General features: G+C 47.1%; 20 protein-coding genes, 2 tRNA genes and 3 rRNA genes. 23 read left to right on the top strand and 2 right to left on the bottom strand.

The window, feature by feature from the left end; all coding sequences use genetic code 11:
• Positions 1 to 7: 7 nt before the first annotated feature.
• Positions 8 to 1192: an NO-inducible flavohemoprotein gene (gene hmpA / locus Pcarn_RS12395; RefSeq protein WP_261834153.1), complete on the bottom strand. Its 1185-nt coding sequence runs from the start codon at positions 1190 to 1192 to the stop codon at positions 8 to 10.
• Positions 1193 to 1299: 107 nt separating this feature from the next.
• Here hmpA and nsrR point away from each other — a divergent pair, with 107 nt between their 5' ends.
• From nsrR to rplI, 8 genes are all read left to right on the top strand, one after another.
• Positions 1300 to 1725, top strand: coding sequence for a nitric oxide-sensing transcriptional repressor NsrR (nsrR, locus tag Pcarn_RS12390; RefSeq protein ID WP_261834152.1), 426 nt, complete (start codon positions 1300 to 1302; stop codon positions 1723 to 1725).
• Positions 1726 to 1826: 101 nt separating this feature from the next.
• Positions 1827 to 4259: a ribonuclease R gene (gene rnr, locus Pcarn_RS12385; protein WP_261834151.1), complete on the top strand. Its 2433-nt coding sequence runs from the start codon at positions 1827 to 1829 to the stop codon at positions 4257 to 4259.
• Positions 4260 to 4271: 12 nt separating this feature from the next.
• The gene (gene rlmB, locus Pcarn_RS12380; RefSeq protein ID WP_261834150.1) at positions 4272 to 5009 is read left to right on the top strand and encodes a 23S rRNA (guanosine(2251)-2'-O)-methyltransferase RlmB; all 738 of its coding nucleotides are present in this window, start codon (positions 4272 to 4274) and stop codon (positions 5007 to 5009) included.
• Positions 5010 to 5095: 86 nt separating this feature from the next.
• Complete coding sequence (locus tag Pcarn_RS12375) at positions 5096 to 5872, top strand: nitroreductase family protein (protein ID WP_261834149.1); 777 nt, start codon at positions 5096 to 5098, stop codon at positions 5870 to 5872.
• Positions 5873 to 6062: 190 nt separating this feature from the next.
• The gene (gene rpsF / locus Pcarn_RS12370; RefSeq protein ID WP_261834148.1) at positions 6063 to 6443 is read left to right on the top strand and encodes a 30S ribosomal protein S6; all 381 of its coding nucleotides are present in this window, start codon (positions 6063 to 6065) and stop codon (positions 6441 to 6443) included.
• An 8-nt stretch (positions 6444 to 6451) separates the two neighbouring features.
• Positions 6452 to 6754: a primosomal replication protein N gene (gene priB, locus Pcarn_RS12365; RefSeq protein ID WP_261834147.1), complete on the top strand. Its 303-nt coding sequence runs from the start codon at positions 6452 to 6454 to the stop codon at positions 6752 to 6754.
• 16 nt (positions 6755 to 6770) lie between these two features.
• Positions 6771 to 6998, top strand: coding sequence for a 30S ribosomal protein S18 (gene rpsR / locus Pcarn_RS12360; protein WP_000090471.1), 228 nt, complete (start codon positions 6771 to 6773; stop codon positions 6996 to 6998).
• A 30-nt stretch (positions 6999 to 7028) separates the two neighbouring features.
• Positions 7029 to 7481: a 50S ribosomal protein L9 gene (gene rplI / locus Pcarn_RS12355; RefSeq protein WP_261834146.1), complete on the top strand. Its 453-nt coding sequence runs from the start codon at positions 7029 to 7031 to the stop codon at positions 7479 to 7481.
• 59 nt (positions 7482 to 7540) lie between these two features.
• Here rplI and Pcarn_RS12350 read toward each other — a convergent pair whose 3' ends face one another.
• Positions 7541 to 8263: a DUF481 domain-containing protein gene (locus Pcarn_RS12350; RefSeq protein ID WP_261834145.1), complete on the bottom strand. Its 723-nt coding sequence runs from the start codon at positions 8261 to 8263 to the stop codon at positions 7541 to 7543.
• 192 nt (positions 8264 to 8455) lie between these two features.
• Between Pcarn_RS12350 and Pcarn_RS12345 the strand changes: the two genes are divergently transcribed.
• From Pcarn_RS12345 to rrf, 15 genes are all read left to right on the top strand, one after another.
• A complete protein-coding gene (locus Pcarn_RS12345) occupies positions 8456 to 9856 on the top strand; it encodes a replicative DNA helicase (protein ID WP_261834144.1) in 1401 nt (466 codons plus the stop codon).
• A 17-nt stretch (positions 9857 to 9873) separates the two neighbouring features.
• Positions 9874 to 10953, top strand: coding sequence for an alanine racemase (gene alr, locus Pcarn_RS12340; RefSeq protein WP_261835682.1), 1080 nt, complete (start codon positions 9874 to 9876; stop codon positions 10951 to 10953).
• Positions 10954 to 11154: 201 nt separating this feature from the next.
• Complete coding sequence (gene pgi / locus Pcarn_RS12335) at positions 11155 to 12807, top strand: glucose-6-phosphate isomerase (protein ID WP_261834143.1); 1653 nt, start codon at positions 11155 to 11157, stop codon at positions 12805 to 12807.
• A 129-nt stretch (positions 12808 to 12936) separates the two neighbouring features.
• Entirely contained in the window at positions 12937 to 13917 is a 981-nt protein-coding gene (dusA, locus tag Pcarn_RS12330; RefSeq protein WP_261834142.1) for a tRNA dihydrouridine(20/20a) synthase DusA, read from the top strand.
• 161 nt (positions 13918 to 14078) lie between these two features.
• On the top strand, positions 14079 to 14288 hold the full coding sequence (locus Pcarn_RS12325; protein ID WP_261834141.1) for an envelope stress response protein PspG: 210 nt from the start codon (positions 14079 to 14081) through the stop codon (positions 14286 to 14288).
• A 70-nt stretch (positions 14289 to 14358) separates the two neighbouring features.
• Positions 14359 to 15015, top strand: a complete 657-nt coding sequence (locus tag Pcarn_RS12320) for a TIGR04219 family outer membrane beta-barrel protein (RefSeq protein WP_261834140.1) — start codon at positions 14359 to 14361, stop codon at positions 15013 to 15015.
• 100 nt (positions 15016 to 15115) lie between these two features.
• Positions 15116 to 15346: a thymidylate kinase gene (locus Pcarn_RS12315; RefSeq protein ID WP_261834139.1), complete on the top strand. Its 231-nt coding sequence runs from the start codon at positions 15116 to 15118 to the stop codon at positions 15344 to 15346.
• Between the two features lie 104 nt (positions 15347 to 15450).
• Positions 15451 to 17256, top strand: a complete 1806-nt coding sequence (locus Pcarn_RS12310) for an assimilatory sulfite reductase (NADPH) flavoprotein subunit (RefSeq protein WP_261834138.1) — start codon at positions 15451 to 15453, stop codon at positions 17254 to 17256.
• Positions 17256 to 18971, top strand: a complete 1716-nt coding sequence (gene cysI / locus Pcarn_RS12305) for an assimilatory sulfite reductase (NADPH) hemoprotein subunit (protein WP_261834137.1) — start codon at positions 17256 to 17258, stop codon at positions 18969 to 18971. Before Pcarn_RS12310 ends, cysI begins: the two co-directional genes overlap by 1 nt.
• The gene (locus tag Pcarn_RS12300) at positions 18964 to 19734 is read left to right on the top strand and encodes a phosphoadenylyl-sulfate reductase (protein WP_261834136.1); all 771 of its coding nucleotides are present in this window, start codon (positions 18964 to 18966) and stop codon (positions 19732 to 19734) included. The genes cysI and Pcarn_RS12300 overlap by 8 nt, the downstream gene beginning before the upstream one ends.
• A 553-nt stretch (positions 19735 to 20287) precedes the next feature.
• Positions 20288 to 21840 (top strand): 16S ribosomal RNA (locus tag Pcarn_RS12295).
• Positions 21841 to 21907: 67 nt separating this feature from the next.
• Positions 21908 to 21984, top strand: a tRNA-Ile gene (locus Pcarn_RS12290).
• Positions 21985 to 22022: 38 nt separating this feature from the next.
• Positions 22023 to 22098: transfer RNA gene (locus Pcarn_RS12285), tRNA-Ala, on the top strand.
• Between the two features lie 334 nt (positions 22099 to 22432).
• Positions 22433 to 25322, top strand: a 23S ribosomal RNA gene (locus tag Pcarn_RS12280).
• Positions 25323 to 25413: 91 nt separating this feature from the next.
• Positions 25414 to 25529: ribosomal RNA gene (gene rrf, locus Pcarn_RS12275) — 5S ribosomal RNA — on the top strand.
• The 16S, 23S and 5S rRNA genes sit together here with 2 tRNA genes alongside, the layout of an rRNA operon.
• Positions 25530 to 25743: the final 214 nt, after the last annotated feature.

Genomic DNA, 25743 nt, shown 5'->3' with positions numbered 1-25743 from the left:
TTTGTTTCTATAGGATCTTGTGAGGACCGAAGCACTCATAGTGGATCTGCGATGGTGCAAAGCCTAGCTCGGTTAGTTGCTTGGCAACGCTTTGCATAAATGGCACAGGACCACAGAAGTAAACCTCAGCATCGCGTGGAAGCTGGGTTTCAGATAGCTTGCTGAGGTCAATAAGCCCCTGATACTGATAATCTTCTGCCGGTACATCCTGCGCAGTCGGATTGTTGTACCAAGTGGCGTATTGGAAATCATCACGAGACTGACACAGAGATTGAGCATGCTGTTTGAATGCGTGCTGCTGACCATTTTCAACTGCGTGTAGCCAAGTCGTCGCAATCTCTTTATCTTGCAGGGTTTCTAGCATAGAAAGCATTGGAGTTAGGCCAACACCGGCAGAGATAAGTACAACGGGTTTTTCACTTTCTTGGTTTAGGAAGAAGTCACCAGCAGGTGGAGCCAGATTTACTTTTGCGCCAACAGTTAGCGCGTCGTGTAGATGGTTCGACACCAAACCACCGTTTTCACGTTTAACTGAGATGCGATAGGTTTCGCCATTTGGTTTGGCCGATAGGCTGTATTGGCGAATCTCTTGATGTTCAAACTCGTCGTTGTCAAAATAGATGCCAAGATACTGTCCTGGATTAAAATCTACTACAGGCTTTCCATCACATGGCTTGAATACAAAGCTGGTGATCACAGAGCTCTCTTGTTGTTTTGAGATAACCTCGAACTCTCTCAGTCCACGCCAACCGCCGTTTGCTGATTCGTTTTCTTGATAGATTTGTTCTTCTCGGTTGATAAAGATGTTTGCCAATAGACCATAGGCTTCACCCCATGCGTCTAGCACCTCTTGCCCTGGAGATAGCAATTCATCAATAGTGCCCAGTAGGTGGCCACCTACGATCTGATACTGCTCTGCGGTGATCATGAAGCTGGTGTGCTTGTGTGCGATCTTCTCTACCACAGGAAGCAGGGCTTCTAGGTTTTCGATATTGGCAGCGTAGCCACAGATAGCGTTAAACAGAGCTTCTCGCTGGTCACCATTGCGCTGGTTGCTCATGTTGAAGATGTCTTTAAGCTCTGGGTTGTGAGAGAACATACGCTCATAGAAATGAGCAGTTAGTGCTGGGCCAGTCTGAGCAACAACGGGTGCTGTCGCCTTCACGATATCAATAGTAGATTGAGATAGCATAGGGTGTATCCATTTAAGTTGTATTTAGAATGCAACTTTATTGTTTTATAATATGTATCCTAAAGTCAACAAAAGAATTACAATTGTGTTGATAAGGGAGAGAATAGATGCAAATAACCAGTTTTACCGATTATGCGATTCGTACGCTGATCTACTTGGCTGCCTTGAAAGAAGGGGAGCTGACCAATATCACGCAAGTGAGTGAGGTTTTCGATATCTCACGCAACCATATGGTTAAGATAGTGAACAAGCTTGGTCAAAAGGGCTTTATCGAGACCATCCGCGGCAAGAATGGCGGTATCCGCCTAAAGACACCGGCGAGTAAGATAAACATCGGCAGTGTGATCAGAGAGCTAGAACCTCTACAGGTGATCAACTGCTCCCCCGAGTTTTGTCATATCACTCCGGCATGCCGTCTAAAGTCTTATCTGCACAATGCTAAAGAGGCGTTTCTAGCCGAGCTAGATAAGTGTCATCTGGATGAGCTGTTGGATGACAACAGCGAGCTATTAATTTTGCTTTCCAAACCCTGACGCTAAATCAAATTAATCATTAATTTTTAAAGCATTTTTCCCTTGTCGGGCAGTTACTGGAATATACTAAAAGCAACTGCTCTCACCTAACGAGTTCATTCATGTCTGAATCTTTCGAACGCGATCCTCACGCTAAGCGTGAAGCTGAAAACTACGCCAATCCTGTGCCAAGTAGGGAGTTCATCTTAGACTTCCTACAAAAGGCCGGTGCTCCTATGAATCGCAATGACCTTTTTAAGGCTCTCGAGCTGAAAGGTGAGGAGCAATATGAGGGTTTAAGGCGTCGCCTCAATGCCATGCTTCGTGATGGTCAACTAGTGTTTACTAGGCGTCAATGCTTTGCTGTTCCTGAAAAACTAGAGATGATCAAAGGCCATGTCATCGGCCATAAGGATGGTTATGGCTGGGTGCGTCCTGAGGGCGTGATCGGTAAAGACAAAGATTTGGTACTGCCTTTTCACCAGATGCGCGGCATCATCCATGGCGACTACGTTCTAGTGCAAGAATCTGGAACTGATAAGCGTGGCCGCAAAGAGGCGCGCATCGTTCGTGTATTGGAAGAGCGTAGCATGCAGATCGTCGGTCGCTTTTTCCTTGAATTTGGTCATGCCTATGTAGTGCCTGATGACTCGCGTATCCATCACGATATTCTTATCCCTGAGGCGCATAGAGCAGGCGCACGCATGGGTAATGTGGTGGTTATTGAAATCACAGACCGTGGCACACGCTCTCGTGGTATGACGGGCAAGGTGGTTGAGGTGCTGGGTGAAAATCTAGCCCCGGGTATGGAAACTCAAATCGCTATCCGTACCCATCAGATCCCGAACGAGTGGCCTGAAGAGGTGACTAAGCAGATCTCTAGCCTTGGTGAAGAGGTGCCAGAAGAGGCAAAAGAGGGGCGTGTCGATCTGCGCGACCTACCTCTGGTGACCATAGATGGTGAAGATGCTCGAGATTTCGATGATGCAGTTTTCTGTGAGCCTAAGAAGAGCGGAGGTTGGCGCCTATGGGTAGCCATTGCCGATGTCAGTTATTACGTTCGCCCTGATTCTGCCCTCGACAAAGAAGCTATTAATCGTGGTAACTCAGTGTATTTCCCATCTCAAGTGGTGCCTATGCTACCTGAGGTTCTATCAAACGGTTTGTGCTCGCTAAACCCTCAGGTTGACCGCCTGTGTATGGTGTGTGAGATGACGGTTTCTGAGACAGGTAAACTGTCTGGCTACAAGCACTATGAAGCGGTAATGAACTCTCATGCTCGTCTTACCTATACCAAGGTGAACGATATCCTAAATGGTGACCAAGAACTAAGAGAGCGTTATGAGCCTCTGGTTCCTCACCTACAGGAACTGCACAACATGTATCAGGTGCTCAAGGGTGCACGTGATAATCGCGGTGCTATCGAGTTTGAAACCGTTGAAACCAAGTTCATCTTTAACTCTGAGCGTAAGATCGATCGTATCGAGCCAGTGGTGCGCAACGATGCCCACAAGCTGATTGAAGAGTGCATGATATTGGCGAACATCGCCTCAGCATCTCTAGTAGAGAAACTAAAAGAGCCGGCGCTGTATCGTATCCATGAAACTCCAGGTGAAGAACGCCTAACAGGCTTTAAAGACTTCTTGGGTGAGCTAGGTCTATTCCTAAACGGTGGTCTTGAACCATCGCCTACTGACTACGCAGCACTGATGCATCAGGTGCGTGAGCGTCCGGATAAAGAACTTATTCAGACCATGTTGCTACGCTCCATGAAGCAAGCTGTGTATAATCCCGACAACGTTGGCCACTTCGGCTTGGCATTGAAGCGCTACGCGCACTTTACCTCGCCAATCCGTCGTTACCCAGACCTGCTTCTGCATCGTGCAATCAAGTATCTGATTGCCAAAAAAGAAGGTCGCAACAAAGACAGGTGGACCCCAACCGGTGGATTCCACTATTCGTTCGATGATATGGACGTATACGGCGAGCAGTGCTCTATGACCGAGCGCCGTGCTGATGATGCGACCCGTGAGGTTGCGGACTGGCTCAAGTGTGAATACATGCAAGACCATGTGGGCGAAGAGCTTGACGGTGTGATTGCAAATGTCACTGCATTCGGTTTCTTCGTTCGCCTAAGCGATCTGCACATCGACGGTCTAGTGCATATTTCATCACTAGCAAATGACTACTATCGCTACGATGCCATAGGTCAGCGCTTGGTGGGTGAGAGCTCTGGACAGATCTATCGATTAGGCGATCAAGTGAAGGTTAAGGTTCTCTCAGTAAACCTTAACGACAAACAGATCGATTTTGAGCTAGTGGGCAGTCAACGCGCTCCAAGAGGCAAGGGTAAAACCGCTAAACAGCGCCTAGTGGAAGAAGCGAAGAAACAAGCTCGCGGTAAAGGCAAGAAAGCCAAGGCTATGGTTGAGCCAACTGTGCGTCCTGATGGAAGCACAGAACAGCCAAAGAAGGGTAAGAAATCCAAAGCGCAAAAGGCGAGAAAGAGTAAGGCTCGAGTCAACAAGAACAAGTCTCGTGGCAAGAAGAAATAAGAGATCAGATTAATGAGTAACGAATTTATTTATGGCATCCACGCGGTAAAAGCCGTGCTTGAGAAAGACCCGGCACGCTTTATCGAAGCCTATGTATTGAAAGGTCGTCAGGATGATCGCCTAATGCCACTTTTGGAGCAGCTGCAGAACTTTGGTGTCTCTATCCAACAGATGGGTCGTAAGACACTGGACGATAAAGCTAAAGGCGCTAACCATCAGGGTATCATTGCGCGCGTTAAGCCTGCTAAGGCTCTAAATGAGAACGACCTAGATGACATACTTGCTCAGCATGAAACGCCGCTACTTCTAATCCTAGATGGCGTGACTGACCCGCATAACCTAGGTGCTTGTCTGCGTAACTCAGATGCGGCAGGCGTTGCAGCGGTTATCGTGCCAAAAGACAAGTCAGCGCCTCTTACAGCAACCGTAAGTAAGGTCGCTTGTGGTGCCGCGGAAACCGTGCCTCTAGTGCGTGTGACTAACCTTGCTCGTACTATGCGCCACCTGCAAGACAAAGGCATATGGATCGTAGGTACTGCCGGTGAAGCGACTCATGACATTTACCACAGTAAGCTAAATGGTCCTTTGGCTATCGTGATGGGTGCTGAGGGTGACGGCATGCGTCGCCTGACGCGTGAGACCTGTGACGATTTGATTAAGATCCCTATGGCAGGCTCAGTATCAAGCCTGAACGTATCTGTGGCCTCTGGCATCTGCCTGTTTGAGGCGGTGCGTCAGCGTCAGGACTAATTGAGACCGACTCTAGGTTAACTCAATAATCCATATGATAAGGTAGGAGCTTCGGCTCCTATTTTTGTATCAAGGATTTATTTTTCATGGATGTTTTTCAGGCCCTTCATTCTCACCGCTCTATTCGTAAATACAAAGACCAAGCTATTCCAGAGGATGTACTAAACGAGGTGTTAGAGGCAGGCATCAGAGCCTCATCGTCGGGCAATATGCAGTCTTACTCCATCATAGTTACTAAAGATGAAAAGCTAAGACAGGCGCTATACGAGCCTCATATGCAGCAATCTATGGTGGTAGAGGCTCCGGTGTTACTGACCTTCTGCGCAGACTTTAGACGCATGCGTAAATGGCTGGCTCAGAGCGGCGCGCCGATGAATTTTGATAACTTCATGAGCTTTATGATCTCCGCTATCGACGCTACTTTGGTGTCGCAGAACGTGGCTATTGCTGCTGAAGCGAAAGGGCTAGGGCTTTGCTATATGGGCTCTACCTTGGCTAACTGTGACCTGATAGGTGAACTACTTGAGTTGCCAGAAGGCGTGGTACCAGTGGTGGGTTATTCTCTCGGTTATGCAGATGAAAACCCTGAAGTGCGTGACCGCCTGCCTATGTCTGGGTTGGTTCACCAAGAGGTGTACCAGGATCATAGCGAACAAGAGATTGCGGATATCTATCAAGAGCGAGAAACCGCAGGATGGCAACGATACATGTCATTCCCTGAGCTAAAGCAGATGATAGAAGAGTCTGGGGTAGAGAACCTCGCTCAGGTTTATACCAAGCTTAAATACACCAAAGAGTCTCATATTGAGTTTTCACAAACGGTTCTCAACTACCTTAAGAAACAAGGGTTTATGAATCAATAATCCAAGTTTTTAAGCGTCATCTAAAGGCATGATTATTATCTGTTTTTAAGTGGCGCTTTTTTGCTTGATATTACTGCCTGCTTTCTGTACTATTTGCCGTCCTTAATTCTCGGTCAATTTTCTTTAGTTCCTTGCTTCCTCTGGATGACCGGGCCGAATGTGGAAGCTAATAATCCGTAAGGAGCAACCAATGCGTCATTACGAAATCGTATTCATGGTGCACCCTGATCAAAGCGAGCAAGTTGCTGGCATGATCGAGCGTTACACTGGTTCTATCACTGAAGCTGGCGGTACTATCCACCGTCTAGAAGACTGGGGTCGTCGTCAACTGGCTTACCCAATCAACAAGCTTCACAAAGCTCACTACGTTCTAATGAACGTTGAAGCTGATCAAGCTGTGATCGACGAGCTAGAAACTGCTTTCCGTTACAACGATGCAGTTCTACGTAACATGATCATGCGTACTAAAGGTGCGAAGACTGAACAGTCTATCATGCTTAAGCAAAAAGAAGAGCGTGCTCCACGTCGTGAAGAGCGTTCAGAAGCTAAGCCAGAAGCATCTGCTGAGTAATTAACTGTATGACCAATCGGATGGACTTAAGCGGTGTAATCGCAAGAGATCCTGTTCGAACCAAAAGCCCAGCGGGTATACCACATTGCCAATTTTGGCTAGAGCATCGCTCTACTGTGGTGGAAGCAAACCTTCCGAGACAAGTTTATTGTCGAATGCCGGTGGTGGTTAGCGGTAAAGGGTCAAACAATTTAACTCAAGAACTAGTTAAAGGCAGCAATATCCAGGTAAGCGGATTCGTCACTTACCAAACCAGCCGAAATGGCTCGGGGAAATTGGTTTTGCATGCCGACAACATCACTCAAATTTAAGATCAGGAGATAGCCCATGGCTCGTTTCTTCCGTCGTCGTAAATTCTGCCGTTTCACTGCAGAAGGCGTACAAGAGATTGATTACAAAGACGTAGCAACTCTTAAAAACTACATCACTGAAGCTGGTAAAATCGTACCTAGCCGTATCACTGGTACAAGCGCTAAGTATCAGCGTCAACTAGCTCGCGCTATCAAGCGTGCTCGCTACCTAGCACTACTTCCGTACACTGACAAGCATCAGTAATCGGTCGGTTTATTTAAAGAGGATTAAACAATGCAAGTTATTCTACTTGATAAAATCGGTAACCTAGGTGGTCTTGGCGATACTGTAAACGTTAAATCTGGCTACGCTCGTAACTTCCTTATCCCTCAAGGTAAAGCAGTTATGGCTACGAAGTCTAACGTTGAAATGTTCGAAGCTCGTCGTGCTGAACTAGAAGCTAAAGTTGCTGAGCAACTAACTGCTGCTGAAGCTCGTGCTGAGAAAGTAAACGCTCTAGAAGCTGTTGTTATCGCATCTAAAGCTGGTGACGAAGGTAAACTATTCGGTTCTATCGGTACTCGTGACATCGCTGACGCAATTACTGCTGCTGGCGTTGAAGTATCTAAGAGCGAAGTTCGTCTTCCTGAAGGTGCTCTACGTAACACTGGTGAGTTCGAAATCAGCATCCAACTTCACTCTGAAGTTTTCGCTGCTATCAACCTACAAGTTGTTGCTGCTGAGTAATTTTCAGCAAAGATTAGCTTTTAAAACACCAGCTTCGGCTGGTGTTTTTTTTATGCCTATTAGAAAAGAAATAGCAGGTTGATAGACATCACCGAGTCGGTCTTATGTAGACCTTCAGGCACCTTGTTATGGTATTGGCGGTTGTGCACTATCTTAAGGGCGATGTCTTCGGTGATCTCGTTAACGATGGAAAATTCACTGTCGATACGGGTGTTACTGCTACCTGTGACCGCGGTAAATTCTGTGCCCAAGGATAGGGTTTTGAATGGCTTCCAGGTAATGCCGAGATTGGCACGAACGATCGCCTCGCTTACCGTTTCAGGGAAGATGATGTCGTCGTCATCTATCTCATCTAGATTAGGCTCTTGGTAACGAAAACCCGGACCAAGCTCCCCCTCAATCACTAGCTTTTCTGTGTTAGTGAACTGATAACCCAGACCCGCTGATAGGGTGTAATCGGTAAAGTACGCGCTATATTTTGAGTCATAGCCGTTAAAACTGGAGTAGGCATAGCTCTTCTGACCTAACTTGTAGTCCCCTTGCAGGTTGTAGGTCGATTGGCGCTTATCTTCTTCGCCGTCTTTATACAGCAGGTAATACTTCCATTCGCCATTCAAACGATAGCGACCCTGGATATATTCACCGCTGAGGCGAGAGTTGAGAGACTTAGAGTCAGAGTTGCCTGAGTGAGCTTGATAACCAAACTCTACTTCGGTGTTCCACGGTGATGGGGGCTCAATATCCGTATCAGTAAGCTCTTCCGCGTGAAGCACTGAGCTCATCAGTGGCCCCAGACAAAATAGCAATTTTTTAGACACAAGATACCTCAAGCAATTCTAAAGGATGCGCATTGTAACCTAAGTCGTAAACAAAGAGTCAGCCAAAGGTAAAATTTGTACAACAAACCTTTAGTGTCGGGCTTTTTTCTAACATCCGAGTATAATACTTTCATTATTTTGAGATTGAGCTGATCCATGTCCGAACAACGCACCAACGCCAAGCAAGACAAGCAAGTCGACGCAATTAAAACCCCTCCCCATTCTATAGAGGCAGAGCAATCTGTTATCGGGGGCTTGTTACTCGACAACGAGCGTTGGGATACAGTGGCAGAGAAGGTGATGGCATCGGACTTCTATAGCCGTCCTCACAAGATCGTTTTTGAGGCGGTAAAGTCTATCCTGGAGGATAGCCAGCCTCTTGATTTAATTACCCTTTCTGAATTCCTTGAGCGTCGCGAACAGCTCGAAGATGTCGGTGGTTTTGCCTATCTTGCAGACCTAGTTAAGAACACTCCGAGTGCGGCGAACATCAACGCCTATGCGGAGATCGTGGCAGAGCGTGCAGTTGTGCGTAACCTTATTGGTGTGGCTAACGAGATTGCCGATGCCGGTTATGACCCACAGGGCCGTACCTCTGGAGACCTGGTCGACCTTGCTGAGAGCAAGGTATTCGCTATTGCCGAAGAGCGTGGTAGCGAGAACGAAGGTCCGCAAAATGTTGAGAACATTCTTGAAAAGACCCTAGAGCGAATCGAGGTTCTGTATCAAACACCACAAGATGGCGTGACAGGTGTTAGCACCGGCTTCAATGACCTCAACAAGAAAACAGCAGGTCTTCAGCCATCAGACTTGGTTATCGTGGCGGCTCGTCCTTCTATGGGTAAAACCACCTTTGCTATGAACCTGTGTGAAAACGCAGCTATGGATTCTGACAAGCCGGTACTTATCTTCTCTCTTGAGATGCCCTCTGAGCAGATCATGATGAGGATGCTGGCGTCTCTATCTCGCGTAGACCAAACCAAGATCCGTACCGGCCAGCTCGACGACGAAGACTGGGCGCGCATTTCATCGACCATGGGTATTCTGATGCAGAAGAAGAACATGTTTATCGATGACAGCTCGGGTCTAACACCAACTGAACTTCGTTCTCGCGCACGTCGTGTTGCACGAGATAATGGTGGTCTAAGCCTTATCATGGTCGACTACCTTCAGCTAATGCGTGTGCCAGGTATGCAAGATAACCGTACCTTGGAGATCTCTGAGATTTCACGCTCTCTTAAGGCGCTGGCGAAAGAGCTGCAAGTACCAGTAGTCGCCCTATCTCAGCTAAACCGTTCCCTAGAGCAGCGTGCCGATAAGCGTCCGATCAACTCGGATCTACGTGAATCGGGTGCGATCGAGCAGGATGCCGACTTGATCATGTTTATCTATCGTGACGAGGTGTATCACCCAGACAGCACCATGAAGGGCACCGCAGAGATCATCATAGGTAAACAACGTAACGGTCCAATCGGTTCAGTTCGTCTGACCTTCCAAGGCCAGTTCTCTAGATTCGATAACTATGCAGGCCCTGCATTTGACTACGACGATGAGTAAGGACCGCTATGAGTAATATGAAAGCCGCGGTTGCTTATATCAATACGGATGCGCTTCGTCATAACCTTAAGTGCTTAAGTGAGAAAGCACCCAACAGTAAATTACTTGCTGTGGTGAAAGCCAATGGCTACGGCCATGGTTTGCTTGAGATAGCTAAAAATGCAGACGGCGCACATGCCTTCGGTGTCGCACGTATCGAAGAAGCATTGCAACTTAGAGCGGGTGGTGTAGTAAAACCTATCCTGCTTTTGGAAGGCTTCTACGCAGCTAACGACCTGCCTATTCTGGTGACTAACAATATTCAAACCGTGGTGCACTGTGAGGAGCAACTGCAGGCCCTTGAGCAAGCTAAGCTAGAAGGTCCAGTGGTTGTATGGCTGAAGATGGATACCGGAATGCACAGGTTAGGAGTGCGTCCCGAGCAGTATGAAGAGTTCATCGCCAGACTACACGCCTGTGAAAATGTTGCTAAACCACTGCGTTATATGAGTCACTTTGGCTGTGCTGATGAGCTAGAAAATCCAGTTACCACAAAGCAGATCGAACTGTTTGAGCAGACAACACAAACCTGTCAAGGTGAGCGCTCTATCGCTGCATCATCTGGTATCTTGTCTCGCCCAGAGAGTCATTTTGAGTGGGTTCGCCCTGGCATCATCATGTATGGAGTATCGCCTTTCAGTGATAAAGATGCTCAGCAACTTGGTTATCGACCTGTGATGACACTTCGCTCGCATCTAATCGCGATAAATGACCTCAAAGCTGGGGAAAGCGTAGGTTATGGCGCAAATTGGACTAGCGAACGCGATACCAAGATAGGTGTGATAGCGCTTGGATACGGTGATGGCTACCCACGCATGGCGCCAAACGGCACTCCAGTTTTGGTTAATGGTCGCAAGGTGCCACTCGCGGGTCGCGTCTCTATGGATATGCTCACCGTCGATCTTGGACCTGATGCCGAGGATAAGGTCGGTGACTCAGTGACTATGTGGGGAGACAGTCTGCCGGTAGAAGAAGTGGCTCGTTACGTGGGTACAATTGCCTATGAGTTGGTGACTAAGCTAACCTCACGCGTCATCCCTGTGTACACCAAAGACTAATTAGCCAATAAGAATGTGACCTGTCTCAAAGAGTGCGTACGTTAGCTAGTTGATAATCAGTGTCCTAAAAAATAAGCTGTCACAATAATGATTTATTTTGGGTAGTGAAAATTTAACTGCCCGTATTACCAGTTCCAGAGGGGGCTCGATTTACCACTATAGTGAGTCGGGCGAACTTAAAATTACAAACAGGAAATTATCATGTTGAAGAACATCAACCCAACGCACACTGAAGCGTGGAAAGCGCTAACTGCGCACTTCGAGTCAGCTCAAGATATGCAAATGAAAGACCTATTTGCTGCTGATTCACAACGCTTCGCAAACTTCTCTAAGAAGTTTGGTGACGACATCCTAGTTGATTACTCAAAGAACCTTATCAACCACGAGACAATGAAGCACCTTCTTGAGCTTGCTGAGCAAACCGAGCTTAAGTCTGCAATCGACGCTATGTTCTCTGGCGAGGCAATCAACAAAACTGAAGGTCGCTCTGTTCTTCACACTGCTCTTCGTAACCGCAGCAACACACCTGTAATGGTTAACGGCGAAGACGTAATGCCTGCAGTAAACGCTGTACTAGAGAAAATGAAATCTTTCACTGAGCGCGTAATCGGTGGCGAGTGGACTGGTTACACTGGTAAAGCTATCACTGACATCGTAAACATCGGTATCGGCGGTTCGGACCTAGGTCCATTCATGGTGACTGAAGCGCTAGCACCATATAAAAACCACCTAAACCTACACTTCGTTTCTAACGTTGATGGCACGCACATCGCTGAAACTCTGAAGAAAGTAAACCCAGAAACAACGCTATTCCTAGTTGCTTCTAAGACTTTCACTACTCAAGAGACTATGACTAACGCACACAGTGCGCGTGATTGGTTCCTAGCTTCTGCAAGCGATGAAGCACACGTTGCTAAGCACTTCGCTGCGCTTTCAACTAACGGCACTGCAGTTTCTGAATTCGGTATCGACACAGACAACATGTTTGAGTTCTGGGACTGGGTTGGCGGTCGTTACTCTCTATGGTCAGCAATCGGTCTATCTATCGCACTAGGTGTTGGTTTCGATAACTTCGTTGAGCTTCTAGCTGGTGCTCACGAGATGGATAACCACTTCAAATCAACTGAGCTTGAGAACAACATCCCAACGCTTCTTGCTCTAGTGGGTATTTGGTACAACAACTTCCACGGCGCTGAGTCTGAGACTATCCTTCCTTACGATCAGTACATGCACCGTTTTGCTGCGTACTTCCAGCAGGGCAACATGGAATCAAACGGTAAATACACTGACCGTAACGGCGACGCTGTAGATTACCAAACTGGCCCTATCATCTGGGGTGAACCAGGTACTAACGGTCAGCACGCTTTCTATCAGCTAATCCACCAAGGTACCAAGCTGATCCCATGTGATTTCATCGCTCCAGCGGTAAGCCACAACCCAACTGGCGATCACCACCAGAAGCTAATGTCTAACTTCTTCGCTCAAACTGAAGCACTTGCATTTGGTAAGTCTCAAGAAGTGGTAGAGGCTGAGCTAAAAGCGGCAGGTAAATCTGCAGAAGAGATTGCTGAGCTAGCACCATTCAAGGTATTTGAAGGTAACCGTCCAACTAACTCTATCCTAGTTAAGCAGATCACTCCGCGTACTCTGGGTAACCTGATCGCTATGTACGAGCACAAGATCTTCGTTCAAGGCATCATCTGGAACATCTTCACTTTTGACCAGTGGGGTGTTGAGCTAGGTAAACAACTAGCAAACCAAATCCTACCTGAGCTAGCAGACAACGCTGAGATCAACTCTCACGACAGCTCTACTAACGGTCTAATCAACGCATTCAAAGAGCTTCGCGCTTAATTGAATCGCAGTTAGATAATCTAAAGGTCAGCCTAGTGCTGGCCTTTTTTGTATTTAGCGCTCTTTTCTGGTGTATCGGCTAGAGTGAGGGTAGAATACCGCCTCATTTTTATACATGGGTAATGACTTATGACACACTCTTCAAGACTATCAGTGGCTCCAATGCTGGATTGGACAGATCGTCATTGTCGATATTTCCACAGATTGCTGTCGCAAAACACCTTGCTGTACACCGAAATGGTGACAACGGGTGCCATTATCCATGGTAAAGGCGACTTCCTGAAATACGATCAGAGTGAACACCCTGTAGCGCTGCAACTTGGTGGCTCTAACTCCAAAGACCTTGCTCATTGTGCAAAGCTGGCTGAAGAGCGTGGCTATGATGAGATCAATCTAAACGTAGGTTGCCCATCTGACCGCGTTCAAAACGGTCGCTTTGGTGCCTGTCTAATGGCGGAGCCGGAGCTGGTGGCGGAATGTGTCGCGGCGATGAAGTCTGAGGTTTCAATTCCAGTAACCGTTAAGACCCGTATCGGTATCGATGATAAAGATTCTTATGAGTTCCTAACTCGCTTCGTTTCTATCGTAAATGAGCAGGGCGGCTGCGAGGATTTTACTATCCACGCACGTAAAGCTTGGCTAAGTGGTCTGAGTCCAAAAGAGAACCGTGAGATCCCACCTCTGGATTATCCACGCGCTTATCAGATCAAGAAAGACTTCTCTCACCTGAACATTGCGGTGAACGGTGGTGTGAAGAGTTTGGATGAAGCCCTTGAGCACCTAGAGCACCTAGACGGTGTAATGATCGGTCGCGAGGCTTATCAGAGCCCATACATTCTATCTGAAGTAGACCAGCGTATCTTTGGTGAAGATAAGCCAGTGATCAAGCGTAGTGACGTAGTTAAGGCTATGTACCCTTATATCGATCAGCAGCTAAGCGAAGGCGCTTATCTTGGTCATATCACTCGCCATATGCTGGGTTTGTTCCAAAGCATGCCGGGTGCAAGACAGTGGCGTCGTCATATCAGTGAGAACGCACACAAGAAAGGTGCTGACCTGAAAGTGCTGCAAGATGCACTGGCGAAGATTCCTGCAGAGCTTGAGGTTTAAAAAGCACTAATACTTGGTTTTTTTGACCATAGCTAAGAATAATTAAGAGCTGAGAAGGGCACACTTTCTTGGCTCTTTTTATTTAAGCGACTGATATCTTAGAAATTATTGAACTTGGCAAGCTTATTGCTCTCTATTTATTAGCAACAGAGGGGAGAGATATGATTGAGCTGTTAATGATTTTTGTATTCGTAGGTGTCTTGCTAGTTACCGGCATTACCTTTATGGGCTTTCTGGCCGCTTTTGCTAGCTTGTTTCTATTTGCGTTAGTGGTCAGCTTCCTAGGTGCTCTAGTGAAATTTGTACCTTATGTCTTGTTTGCACTGTTCGCTTACTGGGTCTATCAAAAATGCATCGCGACCAGTAATTGATTTATCTATCAAACGGTTGTGCTAGTATCTCCTAAATTAGTTGAATATTCTTCAATGGTAGGAGTTTGGAATGAACAAATGCACGTTAGTTGCAGCACTGACTGCTAGTGCATTGGCCATGCCAGCAACGGCACAGGCACAACAAGCAAAATCGGGTCTTCAAGGCAGTTTTACTGCTGATATGTATTGGGGAAGTACCAAGATCAGGGAGACCCGTAAAGAGGATGATGATATCCCATCCTTCTCGGCGTCTATTGAGCACGATGTGCCATATCTGCCAAACTTCCGCCTACGCTATACCAAGCTAGATACTCCTGATCTTGCTCACGACAAGTACGACTACACCTTTTACTACCGTCCGCTTCGTACTGATGCCCTAGAGTTTGATGTAGGTTTTACCCTTTCTGATTATCGCAACAGCTTCTACCGCTTTGATGAAAACCAAGCGGGTGACTTTGATAGCGTTATCTTCAGTTGGTATGCGGACACCCTTATTCGCGTGCCAAACACCAACTTCGCTATTGTTGGTGAGTTTGATTATGGTGAGACTGACGAGATAAAGAGTGCCGATGTTACCGGTGCTATCCAGTACACCTTCTCATTCCAACCGGTCGATGTGAATATTCGCGGTGGCTATCGCGTTCTTGACTACACCTTTAAAGAATACGACAAGAAAGCCTACGGCTTTGTCGATGGCTGGTTCGCTGGCGTTAAGTTCGAGTTTTAGTTTGAAGAGGGGCCAAAGGCCCCTTTTTTGATAGTAATTCTCAATTCGCATTTTGTGTGGTTTGGTCCATCCTTATTAGAGGCAAAAGGAACCAGATGTTATGACGATAAATGAATTACGAGTCTTGTATCGCGATCAGCGTTTAGTTGAAGCGATTATTGAACCCGCTGACCAAGAAGGGTCATACGTGGTGGAATTTCGTGATTCCCAAGGTGGCATCCTCGCCCTCACCGATCTTCATGGTGAACAATGCCACTACCATGACCTAGACTCAGCCTCTAAGAGTGCAATGGCAGTGGGCTTTTCTCAAGTCCGAGTTGAAGCCCTTTAATTTCTTCATTACTTTTCATTATTAAATATCCCTCTTTATTCTTTATTGTTATTTCGCAGAGGGAGTAACCTAATGGTCACGAATTAAACAGGGATATTGTGATCATGTTGCTCAAGGATCTATCGGGATTTGCGTCTCCCCTCAACGACTCTCAGGCAAACCTTCTAAAGCAGGCTGTCGCCGAACTTTCACCTCAACAACTGGCTTGGGTGAGTGGGTATTTTTATGGTGTTAGTCAAAACTCACAACTGACGGCGACCTTACCTACTGCGCAACTTGAGAGCGTCGCGGCTCAGCAGTTAACTATCATCTATGCATCTCAAACTGGTAACGCTAAGGGTGTTGCTGAGCAGCTGCAAGCCAAGTTTGAAAGTGAAGGGCTTTCGAGCAAACTCTTTGATGCGGCTGACTACAAGCTTAAGAGTCTAAAAAACGAGACTCATTTGGTTATTGTGGCGTCGACCAATGGTGAAGGGGAAGTACCTGATAATGCTATCGAGTTTTATGACTTCCTTACCTCGAAGAAAGCACCCAAGCTGGAAAACCTTAATTATGCAGTGTTAGGCCTAGGCGACTCTAGCTATGAATTTTTCTGTCAGACGGGTAAAGACTTTGATGCAGCTCTAGCTAAATTGGGTGGCAAACCCTTTATTGAGCGAGTGGACTGCGATGTGGATTACCAACAAGCAGCGCAGGCGTGGCAAGAGCAAGCTTTCGATTATATTCAAGAGAACTTCAAGCAAAGCAATAGCGATGTTGTGCAGTTGCCTGTGGCTAATAAACAGCATACTGAGTCTCAGTACAACAAACAGAATCCGCTTACTGCATCTATTATTGCCAATCAGAAGATAACCGGCCGAGACTCTACCAAGGATGTTCGTCATATTGAGATTGACCTAGAAGATTCCGGTTTGAGCTATCAACCCGGTGATGCACTGGGTGTGTGGTATCTAAACGACAAAGCCTTGGTTGAGCAAATCTTAAAGCAAGCGGACATCAATGCAGAAGAGACTATAACTTTGGATGGCGAAGAGCTGTCTATTGAGAATGCCCTAATACAGCATTTTGAAATTACCGCTAGCAACCCAACCCTTGTTGCAAACTACGCTGAGCTCTCAGGCAGTAAAAAGCTGCTAAAGCTAGCTGAAGATAAAGCGAAGCTTCGTGAATACGCATCGAATACCCAGGTGTTGGATGTGCTTCTGGAGAAAAAGACCAAGCTCACCGCCGAGCAACTTGTAGGCTTACTACGTCGATTAACCCCAAGACTTTATTCTATTTCCTCTTCTCAAGCAGAAGTAGATGAGGAGGTGCATATCACTGTCGGAGTGGTTGAGTATCAGACCAAGAAAGGAGAACGCATCGGTGGTGCTTCAGGTTTCTTAGCTCGTTCGGAGCAGGACGAGACAGAAGTCAAAGTCTTCATCGAGCACAACAATAATTTCAAATTACCAGAAGATGATAATGCAGACGTCATCATGATTGGCCCAGGTACAGGTATCGCGCCATTTAGAAGCTTCCTACAAGAGCGAGATGCTCGAGAGGCAGAAGGTAAGAACTGGTTATTGTTTGGTGATCGCACCTTTACCCAAGACTTCCTATATCAGGTGGAATGGCAACGCTATCTAAAATCCGGCCTTCTATCTGAGCTAGACCTAGCCTTCAGCCGAGACTCAGCCAACAAGGTATATGTGCAAGACAAGCTAAAGGCGAAGTCAGCCCAGGTATGGCAGTGGCTGCAGGATGGCGCTTATCTCTATGTGTGTGGTGATGCTGAGAGAATGGCAAAAGATGTGCAGGCCACCTTAATCGAGATTGCACAAACAGAAGGCGGGCTAGAGAAAGAAGCCGCAGAGGAATGGTTAAAAGATTTGCGTAAGCAGAAGCGTTATCAGAGGGATGTGTACTAATGGAAAAGCAAGTAGTTTTAGGTCAAGAGCTTGGTCCTCTGTCAGATAACGAGAGACTAAAGGGTCAGAGTAATTTCCTGCGCGGAACCATCACTCAAGATTTGCAAGATGAGGTGACCGGTGGTTTTACTGCGGATAACTTTCAGCTGATCCGCTTCCACGGCATGTATCAGCAAGATGATAGAGATATTCGTAATGAGCGTGCTAAGCAAAAGCTTGAGCCTCTGCATAATGTGATGCTTCGAGCGCGTATGCCTGGCGGTGTGATTACTCCAAAGCAATGGCTAGCCATCGACAAGTTCGCGACCGACCATACTCTATATGGAAGTATTCGATTGACTACCCGTCAGACCTTCCAGTTCCATGGTGTTCTAAAGCCAAACATCAAATTAATGCACCAAACGCTGAACTCTATCGGTATAGATTCAATCGCCACTGCGGGTGATGTAAACCGAAATGTTTTGTGCACCAGTAACCCAGTGGAATCTGAACTTCACCAAGAAGCTTACGAATGGGCTAAGAAGATCAGTGAGCATCTATTACCTAAGACACGAGCTTATGCAGAGATCTGGTTAGACGGTGAAAAGGTGGAGACCACAGATGAAGAACCAATCCTAGGTAGTAACTATCTACCACGTAAATTCAAAACCACAGTAGTGATTCCACCCGATAACGATGTGGACCTACACGCGAATGATATGAACTTTGTGGCGATTGCTGAAGGTGGAAAACTAGTTGGCTTCAACCTGCTTGTGGGCGGTGGACTTGCCATGACTCATGGTGATACCTCTACCTATCCTCGTAAAGCCGATGATTTTGGCTTTATTCCTTTAGAGAAAACATTAGATGTAGCAGCTGCCGTAGTGTCTACCCAAAGGGATTGGGGCAATCGTTCTAACCGTAAAAACGCAAAGACCAAATATACGTTAGATCGTGTGGGCATCGACACCTTCAAGCAAGAAGTGGAAAAGAGAGCCGATGCTACGTTTGAAGCACCTAGACCTTATGAGCTAACCCATCGCGGCGATAAGTTTGGTTGGTTAGAGGGTATAGATGGTAAACATCACCTAACCCTATTTGTAGAAAACGGTCGCCTACTGGATTACCCAAATAAACCCCTTAAGACTGGTGTGGCGGAAATTGCTAAGGTCCATACCGGCGATTTCAGAATGACGGCAAACCAGAACCTGATTGTTGCTGGTGTGCCGAGTAAAGATAAAGACAAGATTGAAGCTATCGCCGTAGCACATGGCTTGATAGATGCCGCGCATTCAGAACAACGCAAGAACTCTATGGCCTGTGTATCTTTCCCAACTTGTCCTTTGGCAATGGCAGAAGCAGAACGATTCCTTCCTGAGTTTGTTACTCAAGTCGAGGGACTGCTATCTAAACACGGCTTGGATGAGCAAGAGAATATCATCTTACGTGTGACAGGCTGTCCAAATGGATGTGGCCGAGCCATGTTGGCTGAAGTTGGCCTAGTGGGTAAAGCCCCAGATCGTTACAACCTGCATCTCGGTGGTAATAAAGAAGGAACCCGCGTTCCTAAGATGTATAAAGAGAACATCTCATCGGCTCAAATACTAGAAGAGTTAGATCTGCTGGTGGGGCAATGGTCTCAAGATAGAAAAGCGGATGAGGCATTTGGGGATTTTGTAATACGTGCTGGTGTTGTGCCTGAGGTATTAGTATCTAAGAGGGACTTTCATGCTTAAAGTAACCAATAAATATCATCTCGCTCAGATCGCCAAATTGAATAAGGTCGAACAGAGCCTTGCTCTTGCCGAGATAAATGCAGAACTTGAAGATCTTACAGCTGAGCAAAGAGTAAAGTGGGCTCTGGAGAATCTTCAGCCTAACTTTGCATTGTCATCTAGCTTTGGGGCGCAGGCAGCGGTAATGCTTCATCTAGTTACTCGTCAAAAACCGGATGTTCCAGTGATACTCACAGACACTGGTTACCTATTTAAAGAGACCTATCAGTTTATTGATGAGTTAACTCTGCTACTAGATCTAAATCTAAAGGTATATAGAAGTCCTATCAGTCCAGCTTGGCAAGAGTCTCGTTTTGGTCAGCTGTGGGATAAAGGGGTAGAGGGCATTACTCAGTACAACCAACTCAATAAAGTAGAGCCGATGCGCCGAGCGCTATCTGATCTTAATGTTGGAACCTGGTTCTCGGGACTAAGGCGAGCGCAATCGGATTCAAGAAGTGGTTTACCTGTTCTTTCAATCCAGCATGGTGTTTTTAAGTTTTTGCCGATTTTGGATTGGAGCGATGAAAAGGTAGAAACTTATATAGAGGAACATGCATTACCAAAGCACCCTCTAACCGCTCAAGGCTATGTTTCTATCGGTGATATACATACTACTGATAAACTAGAGGAAGGGATGAAACAGCAAGATACCCGATTCTTTGGTTTAAAAAGAGAGTGCGGGTTACATGAAGATACCGAATCGGATGGTTCTGGAATCTAAAACAAAAGGTCGCGAAAGCGGCCTTTTTTAATAAGTCTGTGGATAACTTGTAGTAAACCAGAGTATAAACATGGATAAATAGGCCTTTCAGTTAAAAATCGAATTAAATGCGATTTTTTCTAATTTTCTTCAAAAAAACGCTTGCCAGTGTGACGGAAGTCTCTATAATGCCGCCTCACTGACACGGCAGAGCGCACAACGCTTCAGCGGTGGTCAGAGGCCAAAAGCCTTGAATCATTTGAGTTTCACTTCTCTTCGAAAAGAAATTCAAAAAAGTGTTTGACACTGAGATTCAAATCGCTAGAATGGCCGTCCGCTTTGAGAGGTAAGCCTCGAAAAAGCAAGCTCTTTAACAATTTAAACCTATCAATCTGTGTGGGCACTCGTTGATGATAATCCAAAAAGATTTATCAATGAACTGAGTGACCAAACGAGTCGAAAGACTTGGCACAGTCAATTCATTATCGTTCTGTTGGAACGATAATAGCTTTAAAATTACTTAGTGATTTTGAAGTCAGTATTCATTGAGCCGTTCTTCGGAACAACAAAACTTTAATTGAAGAGTTTGATCATGGCTCAGATTGAACGCTGGCGGCAGGCCTAACACATGCAAGTCGAGCGGAAACGAGTTATCTGAACCTTCGGGGAACGATAACGGCGTCGAGCGGCGGACGGGTGAGTAATGCCTGGGAATATGCCTTGATGTGGGGGATAACCATTGGAAACGATGGCTAATACCGCATAATCTCTTCGGAGCAAAGAGGGGGACCTTCGGGCCTCTCGCGTCAAGATTAGCCCAGGTGGGATTAGCTAGTTGGTGAGGTAATGGCTCACCAAGGCGACGATCCCTAGCTGGTCTGAGAGGATGATCAGCCACACTGGAACTGAGACACGGTCCAGACTCCTACGGGAGGCAGCAGTGGGGAATATTGCACAATGGGCGCAAGCCTGATGCAGCCATGCCGCGTGTGTGAAGAAGGCCTTCGGGTTGTAAAGCACTTTCAGTCGTGAGGAAGGTAGTGTAGTTAATAGCTGCATTATTTGACGTTAGCGACAGAAGAAGCACCGGCTAACTCCGTGCCAGCAGCCGCGGTAATACGGAGGGTGCGAGCGTTAATCGGAATTACTGGGCGTAAAGCGCATGCAGGTGGTTTGTTAAGTCAGATGTGAAAGCCCGGGGCTCAACCTCGGAACCGCATTTGAAACTGGCAGGCTAGAGTACTGTAGAGGGGGGTAGAATTTCAGGTGTAGCGGTGAAATGCGTAGAGATCTGAAGGAATACCGGTGGCGAAGGCGGCCCCCTGGACAGATACTGACACTCAGATGCGAAAGCGTGGGGAGCAAACAGGATTAGATACCCTGGTAGTCCACGCCGTAAACGATGTCTACTTGGAGGTTGTGGCCTTGAGCCGTGGCTTTCGGAGCTAACGCGTTAAGTAGACCGCCTGGGGAGTACGGTCGCAAGATTAAAACTCAAATGAATTGACGGGGGCCCGCACAAGCGGTGGAGCATGTGGTTTAATTCGATGCAACGCGAAGAACCTTACCTACTCTTGACATCCAGAGAACTTTTCAGAGATGAATTGGTGCCTTCGGGAACTCTGAGACAGGTGCTGCATGGCTGTCGTCAGCTCGTGTTGTGAAATGTTGGGTTAAGTCCCGCAACGAGCGCAACCCTTATCCTTGTTTGCCAGCACGTAATGGTGGGAACTCCAGGGAGACTGCCGGTGATAAACCGGAGGAAGGTGGGGACGACGTCAAGTCATCATGGCCCTTACGAGTAGGGCTACACACGTGCTACAATGGCGCATACAGAGGGCGGCCAACTCGCGAGAGTGAGCGAATCCCAAAAAGTGCGTCGTAGTCCGGATTGGAGTCTGCAACTCGACTCCATGAAGTCGGAATCGCTAGTAATCGTAGATCAGAATGCTACGGTGAATACGTTCCCGGGCCTTGTACACACCGCCCGTCACACCATGGGAGTGGGCTGCAAAAGAAGTGGGTAGTTTAACCTTCGGGAGGACGCTCACCACTTTGTGGTTCATGACTGGGGTGAAGTCGTAACAAGGTAGCCCTAGGGGAACCTGGGGCTGGATCACCTCCTTATACGATGATTATTCACGATGAGTGTCCACACAGATTGATACGGTTTAGAAGTTAAGAGTTTCATGTTGGGTCTGTAGCTCAGCTGGTTAGAGCGCTCGCCTGATAAGCGGGAGGTCGGTGGTTCAAGTCCACTCAGACCCACCAATTCTTGCCCAGAGAGTTGGTTCGACATGACATTCGATGGGGCTATAGCTCAGCTGGGAGAGCGCCTGCCTTGCACGCAGGAGGTCAGCAGTTCGATCCTGCTTAGCTCCACCATCTTTAAGTGTTCTTATTTCTCTTAAATAGAAAGTAGAATCTTTAAAAATGGTTTCGAAAGCTTATTTGCTCTAGAAAACATGCTCTTTAACAATTTGGAAAGCTGACGAATATTGTTTGATTAACAATATTCAATTAAAAGTTCTCAAATCCTAAATCTTTATGATTTAGGTACCAACACACAATCAAGTGTTCTTGGAATTTGAGTCCGGCAAAATCGAGTCTGCATCATGTTTAAATAATTGCAGACAACTTTGGTGATTTAACCTTTGTCTTCACTTTTTAAAAGTGAAAGCAAATAGGTCAACCTTAAAGAAACTTCTTTGGGTTGTATGGTTAAGTGACTAAGCGTACACGGTGGATGCCTTGGCAGTCAGAGGCGATGAAAGACGTATTAACTTGCGATAAGCCCAGATTAGGTAGTAAAAACCATTTGAGTCTGGGATTTCTGAATGGGGAAACCCAATTGCATAAGCAATTATCTTGCACTGAATACATAGGTGTAAGAGGCGAACCGGGGGAACTGAAACATCTAAGTACCCCGAGGAAAAGAAATCAACCGAGATTCCGAAAGTAGCGGCGAGCGAAATTGGATTAGCCCTTAAGCTTTTAATGCGTTAGACGAATGTTCTGGAAAGTTCAACGATACAGGGTGATAGTCCCGTAGTTGTCGACGCATCATCAGTGAAATCGAGTAGGGCGGGACACGTGATATCCTGTCTGAATATGGGGGGACCATCCTCCAAGGCTAAATACTACTGACTGACCGATAGTGAACCAGTACCGTGAGGGAAAGGCGAAAAGAACCCCTGTGAGGGGAGTGAAATAGAACCTGAAACCGTGTACGTACAAGCAGTAGGAGCACCTTCGTGGTGTGACTGCGTACCTTTTGTATAATGGGTCAGCGACTTATATTCAGTGGCAAGGTTAACCATCTAGGGGAGCCGTAGGGAAACCGAGTCTTAACTGGGCGTTCAGTCTCTGGATATAGACCCGAAACCAGGTGATCTAGCCATGGGCAGGTTGAAGGTTGAGTAACATCAACTGGAGGACCGAACCGACTAATGTTGAAAAATTAGCGGATGACTTGTGGCTAGGGGTGAAAGGCCAATCAAACCTGGAGATAGCTGGTTCTCCCCGAAATCTATTTAGGTAGAGCCTCGGACGAATACCAATGGGGGTAGAGCACTGTTAAGGCTAGGGGGTCATCCCGACTTACCAACCCTTTGCAAACTCCGAATACCATTGAGTACTATCCGGGAGACACACGGCGGGTGCTAACGTCCGTCGTGGAGAGGGAAACAACCCAGACCGCCAGCTAAGGTCCCAAAGTATAGCTAAGTGGGAAACGATGTGGGAAGGCTTAGACAGCCAGGATGTTGGCTTAGAAGCAGCCATCATTTAAAGAAAGCGTAATAGCTCACTGGTCGAGTCGGCCTGCGCGGAAGATGTAACGGGGCTAAGCTATACACCGAAGCTGCGGCTGCTAATTTTATTAGCGGGGTAGGGGAGCGTTCTGTAAGCCGTTGAAGGTGGTCTGTAAGGGCTGCTGGAGGTATCAGAAGTGCGAATGCTGACATGAGTAACGATAAAGGGGGTGAAAAACCTCCTCGCCGGAAGACCAAGGGTTCCTGTCCAACGTTAATCGGGGCAGGGTAAGTCGACCCCTAAGGCGAGGCCGAAAGGCGTAGTCGATGGGAAACGGGTTAATATTCCCGTACTTCTTATAATTGCGATGGGGGGACGGAGAAGGCTAGGTGGGCCTGGCGACGGTCGTCCAGGTTCAAGTATGTAGGCGGAAGGTTTAGGTAAATCCGGACTTTCTTAACGCTGAGATACGATGTCGAGCCGCTACGTGCGGTGAAGTCATTGATGCCATGCTTCCAGGAAAAGCCTCTAAGCTTCAGATTATAAGGAATCGTACCCCAAACCGACACAGGTGGTCGGGTAGAGAATACCAAGGCGCTTGAGAGAACTCGGGTGAAGGAACTAGGCAAAATGGTACCGTAACTTCGGGAGAAGGTACGCTCTCGACGGTGAAGTCCCTTGCGGATGGAGCTATTGGGAGTCGCAGATACCAGGTGGCTGCAACTGTTTATTAAAAACACAGCACTGTGCAAAATCGTAAGATGACGTATACGGTGTGACGCCTGCCCGGTGCCGGAAGGTTAATTGATGGGGTTAGACGTAAGTCGAAGCTCTTGATCGAAGCCCCGGTAAACGGCGGCCGTAACTATAACGGTCCTAAGGTAGCGAAATTCCTTGTCGGGTAAGTTCCGACCTGCACGAATGGCGTAATGATGGCCACGCTGTCTCCACCCGAGACTCAGTGAAATTGAAATCGCTGTGAAGATGCAGTGTACCCGCGGCTAGACGGAAAGACCCCGTGAACCTTTACTACAGCTTGGCACTGAACATTGAGCCTACATGTGTAGGATAGGTGGGAGGCTTTGAAACCAGTACGCCAGTATTGGTGGAGCCATCCTTGAAATACCACCCTTGTATGTTTGATGTTCTAACTTAGCCCCATTATCTGGGGTGAGGACAGTGCCTGGTGGGTAGTTTGACTGGGGCGGTCTCCTCCCAAAGAGTAACGGAGGAGCACGAAGGTGGGCTAATCACGGTTGGACATCGTGAGGTTAGTGCAATGGCATAAGCCCGCTTGACTGCGAGAATGACAATTCGAGCAGGTGCGAAAGCAGGTCATAGTGATCCGGTGGTTCTGAATGGAAGGGCCATCGCTCAACGGATAAAAGGTACTCCGGGGATAACAGGCTGATACCGCCCAAGAGTTCATATCGACGGCGGTGTTTGGCACCTCGATGTCGGCTCATCACATCCTGGGGCTGAAGTCGGTCCCAAGGGTATGGCTGTTCGCCATTTAAAGTGGTACGCGAGCTGGGTTTAGAACGTCGTGAGACAGTTCGGTCCCTATCTGCCGTGGGCGTTGGAAGATTGAAGGGGGCTGCTCCTAGTACGAGAGGACCGGAGTGGACGAACCTCTGGTGTTCGGGTTGTCATGCCAATGGCATTGCCCGGTAGCTAAGTTCGGAATCGATAACCGCTGAAAGCATCTAAGCGGGAAGCGAGCCCTGAGATGAGTCTTCCCTGGCACTTTAAGTGTCCTGAAGGGTTGTTCGAGACTAGAACGTTGATAGGCAGGGTGTGTAAGCGTTGTGAGGCGTTGAGCTAACCTGTACTAATTGCCCGTGAGGCTTAACCATACAACACCTAAGAGGTTTTGAGTTGGACTCAAAGATAGAACGTTGATTGTGTGATGAACTTTTAGATAGCTTTCCGAATTTTAAGAATTTGCTTGGCGACCATAGCGTTGTGGACCCACCTGATTCCATGCCGAACTCAGAAGTGAAACGCAATAGCGCCGATGGTAGTGTGGGGCTTCCCCATGTGAGAGTAGGACATCGCCAGGCTTTAAATACCGATTGAACTCGATTGAGTTCAGTCACCATAAGGCTTTAAAAAAACTTAAAGTTTTATGTTGACTTTCTCGGTGAGGAGCGTAATATACGCGTCCTGTGCTAATGACTGAGCTAATGCTAAGTCATTGAAAGCCAAGCTCTTTAACAATTTAAACCTATCAATCTGTGTGGGCACTCGTTGATGATAATCCAAAAAGATTTATCA

This window comes from Vibrio ishigakensis, from assembly GCF_024347675.1.
Taxonomy (GTDB): Bacteria; Pseudomonadota; Gammaproteobacteria; order Enterobacterales; family Vibrionaceae; genus Vibrio; species Vibrio ishigakensis.
Note: the sequence above shows the minus strand (reverse complement) of the source record. Positions and strands in the feature narration are given on the sequence as shown.

Bases quoted from the DNA above. Each gene is read 5' to 3' on its own strand.
- hmpA (WP_261834153.1), bottom strand. From the start codon at position 1,192: ATGCTATCTCAATCTACTATTGATATCGTGAAGGCGACAGCACCCGTT.
- nsrR (WP_261834152.1), top strand. From the start codon at position 1,300: ATGCAAATAACCAGTTTTACCGATTATGCGATTCGTACGCTGATCTAC.
- rnr (WP_261834151.1), top strand. From the start codon at position 1,827: ATGTCTGAATCTTTCGAACGCGATCCTCACGCTAAGCGTGAAGCTGAA.
- rlmB (WP_261834150.1), top strand. From the start codon at position 4,272: ATGAGTAACGAATTTATTTATGGCATCCACGCGGTAAAAGCCGTGCTT.
- Pcarn_RS12375 (WP_261834149.1), top strand. From the start codon at position 5,096: ATGGATGTTTTTCAGGCCCTTCATTCTCACCGCTCTATTCGTAAATAC.
- rpsF (WP_261834148.1), top strand. From the start codon at position 6,063: ATGCGTCATTACGAAATCGTATTCATGGTGCACCCTGATCAAAGCGAG.
- priB (WP_261834147.1), top strand. From the start codon at position 6,452: ATGACCAATCGGATGGACTTAAGCGGTGTAATCGCAAGAGATCCTGTT.
- rpsR (WP_000090471.1), top strand. From the start codon at position 6,771: ATGGCTCGTTTCTTCCGTCGTCGTAAATTCTGCCGTTTCACTGCAGAA.
- rplI (WP_261834146.1), top strand. From the start codon at position 7,029: ATGCAAGTTATTCTACTTGATAAAATCGGTAACCTAGGTGGTCTTGGC.
- Pcarn_RS12350 (WP_261834145.1), bottom strand. From the start codon at position 8,263: ATGAGCTCAGTGCTTCACGCGGAAGAGCTTACTGATACGGATATTGAG.
- Pcarn_RS12345 (WP_261834144.1), top strand. From the start codon at position 8,456: ATGTCCGAACAACGCACCAACGCCAAGCAAGACAAGCAAGTCGACGCA.
- alr (WP_261835682.1), top strand. From the start codon at position 9,874: ATGAAAGCCGCGGTTGCTTATATCAATACGGATGCGCTTCGTCATAAC.
- pgi (WP_261834143.1), top strand. From the start codon at position 11,155: ATGTTGAAGAACATCAACCCAACGCACACTGAAGCGTGGAAAGCGCTA.
- dusA (WP_261834142.1), top strand. From the start codon at position 12,937: ATGACACACTCTTCAAGACTATCAGTGGCTCCAATGCTGGATTGGACA.
- Pcarn_RS12325 (WP_261834141.1), top strand. From the start codon at position 14,079: ATGATTGAGCTGTTAATGATTTTTGTATTCGTAGGTGTCTTGCTAGTT.
- Pcarn_RS12320 (WP_261834140.1), top strand. From the start codon at position 14,359: ATGAACAAATGCACGTTAGTTGCAGCACTGACTGCTAGTGCATTGGCC.
- Pcarn_RS12315 (WP_261834139.1), top strand. From the start codon at position 15,116: ATGACGATAAATGAATTACGAGTCTTGTATCGCGATCAGCGTTTAGTT.
- Pcarn_RS12310 (WP_261834138.1), top strand. From the start codon at position 15,451: ATGTTGCTCAAGGATCTATCGGGATTTGCGTCTCCCCTCAACGACTCT.
- cysI (WP_261834137.1), top strand. From the start codon at position 17,256: ATGGAAAAGCAAGTAGTTTTAGGTCAAGAGCTTGGTCCTCTGTCAGAT.
- Pcarn_RS12300 (WP_261834136.1), top strand. From the start codon at position 18,964: ATGCTTAAAGTAACCAATAAATATCATCTCGCTCAGATCGCCAAATTG.